This window comes from Chitinophaga sp., assembly GCF_035564935.1.
In the GTDB taxonomy this organism is placed as follows: Bacteria; Bacteroidota; Bacteroidia; order Chitinophagales; family Chitinophagaceae; genus Chitinophaga.
In genome coordinates, this window is record NZ_DATMTE010000844.1 from 1 (window position 1) to 2,683 (window position 2,683).

A 2,683-nucleotide genomic window follows, 5' to 3' on the forward strand; every position below is an offset into this window, starting at 1 on the left:
CTATGTCATGGAAATTAAAGTACTGACCGCGCCGGGGCTGGGGAGTTCCGGTGATTTACACTGGCAAACACTATGGGAGCAATCTATACCCGGCACCAAACGGATTGAGCAAACAGACTGGAATACGCCGGTATGTGCCAACTGGGTAGCGGAAATAGAGAAAGCGGTAGCCGAAGCCGGGCCACAGGTAGTGATAGCAGCGCACAGCCTGGCTTGTATTGCACTGGCGCACTGGGCAGGGCAAACCAACAGGAAGATCCGCGGCGCATTACTGGTGGCGCCGGCAGATGCAGAGCGCCCCGGGTTCCCGCCGGAGGCAACCGGCTTTACACCTATTCCCCTGGTTAAACTACCTTTTGAAAGTATTATTGTTGCCAGCACCAACGATCCTTTCTGTTCGCTGGAAAGGGCTGCTTTTTTTGCAAAGCACTGGGAAAGCCGCTTTGTAAATGCAGGAGCCAAGGGCCACATTAACAGCGAATCCGGGCTCGGCGATTGGCCGGAAGGACAAAACCAGCTGAAAGAACTTGTGCAGAACTGGCGAACGCTCTGATGCCGCAGGGCTCATCTCATCAAATTCTATTACCTGCCGGCAACGTTTAACCTGTTATTTCCATTTTAATTTATTCCACTTTTTCTTACCGCGTAAATAAGCTATATGACGCCGGAAGTATTAACTAAATCGATTTTTTCTGCCGGGAATTAACATAAAGATAAACACAGGTGATGCCACATGCTAACAGGATTATACCACCTTTGCCCGCTGAAACTTTTAAAACTATCTTTTACCATACAATGAAAAAAGCACTGCTCTTTTTATCCGGTGTAATGATGGCCGCCGGGGCATCCGCACAAATAAAACAATATACTATGGCGCAGGCCCACTCTCATAACGACTATGAGCGGGCCACTCCTTTTTATGCAGCGGCTGCGCTGCAGTTTGGGTCTATTGAAGCGGATGTGCATCTTAAAAACGGCGTTTTATACGTAGCACACGATGCCACTGCCATACAACCGTTCCGCACTTTTAAGGAAATGTACCTGCAACCAGTGCTCCGGCAGTTCTCCCTTTACAACGGCAAACCTTATGAAGGCAATGCCCCCATGCAGTTACTGATCGACCTGAAAACAGCCGGCGCCCCTACCCTGCACGCATTACAGGAACTGCTGCTTCCTTACCGGAAATATTTTGACCGCAATACCAATCCCTCCGCCGTAAAACTGGTGATATCCGGCAACCTGCCACCCATGGAAGAATGGCAAAAGTATGATCCTATCTTCTTTTTCGACGGGCGGCCCGACAGCGTATACCCGGCAGCGTTACAGCAACGGATTGCCATGGTAAGCGTGGATTTTCACTCCTACAGCAACTGGAACGGTAAAGGAACACTGGTGCCGGATGAACTGGAAAAAGTAAAAGCCGTTATCAGTAAAGTACACCAGCAAGGCCACCCCTTCCGCTTCTGGGGCGCGCCCTCTACCCGGTCTGCCTACTACAAGCTGATGGACCTCGGCGCCGACTGGATCGGCAGCGACCACCCGGAGGAGTTGTATGACGTACTGCACAACACCAGCCGCACTACCGCTTCCGATATGCCTGTGCATGAAGTATATACTCCATCCTTTGCATCCGATGCCACACAGGTACGCTCAAAAAACGTGATCCTGATGATAGGCGATGGTACCGGTCTTGCGGAAATGTTTTCCGGGTATACCGCCAACAAAGGCGCACTGAATATATTCCAGATGAAACAGCTGGGTTTATCCAAAACCCAGTCTACCGATAATTACCATACCGACTCTGCCGCAGGCGGCTCCGCAATGGGCGCCGGCGCCAAAACACATAACCGCGCCATCGGGCTCGACAATACCTATGTGTCCATCCCCGTAATCCCCGAAATACTGGCTCCAAAAGGTATCCGGAGCGGCGTTATTGTGACGGAAGAAATTACCGGCGCCACACCTGCTTCTTTCTATGGCCATACTGCCGACCGCGACAGCACCTACACCCTGGAAAAGCAATTGCTGAACAGCAAGCTGGATCTTGCTGTGGGTGGCGGAAGAGAAGAACTGGAGAAAGATTTCGGCAGGCAACCCGCCACCTCCGGCATCCGCATCTATGATAACCTGGATAACTGGGACGCCACTACGAAAAACCGTACGCTCGTGATCCTGAGCAACAAAGTAGTTACCTCCATGCGCAATGGCCGGGGCAGCTACCTGAAAACTGCGCTGAAAAAGGCGTTGCAGCAACTCAATGCTTCCGGCAAAGGATTCTTTCTGATGGTGGAAGGCTCCCGCATAGATCACGGCGGCCATTTCAACGACCTGGATTACCTGGTGCGGGAAATGCTCGACTTTGATGAAGCCGTAGGAGAAGCCCTTCGCTTCGCTGACCAGGACAAACAAACTACCGTGATCGTTACCGCCGATCATGAAACCGGCGGCCTCGCCCTGATGGATGGAGATATCGCCAAAGGCACTTTACGCGGGCATTTCGCTACCAACGACCATACCGGTATCCCCGTAATGGTATTTGCTTACGGACCCAATTCCCAGCTGTTCCGCGGTGTGTACGAAAACAACGAGATCTTCCACAAGATGCTCACTTGCTTCGGTGAGTAATGCTGGTGCGCCTTCGGCGCACGCGGATTTTGTCTGACTCAGGATTACGCTGATTATA

Annotated in this window: 2 protein-coding genes; both read left to right on the top strand. The window is 51.8% G+C overall.

The genetic code is table 11. The annotated features are described in order from the left end of the window. Window positions 1-553, top strand: a 553-nt coding sequence (locus VN105_RS22110; protein ID WP_325644289.1) for an alpha/beta hydrolase, incomplete at its 5' end; no start/stop codon positions are given. Between the two features lie 242 nt (window positions 554-795). Further along, entirely contained in the window at window positions 796-2,625 is a 1,830-nt protein-coding gene (locus tag VN105_RS22115; RefSeq protein WP_325644291.1) for an alkaline phosphatase, read from the top strand. Window positions 2,626-2,683 lie beyond the last annotated feature (58 nt).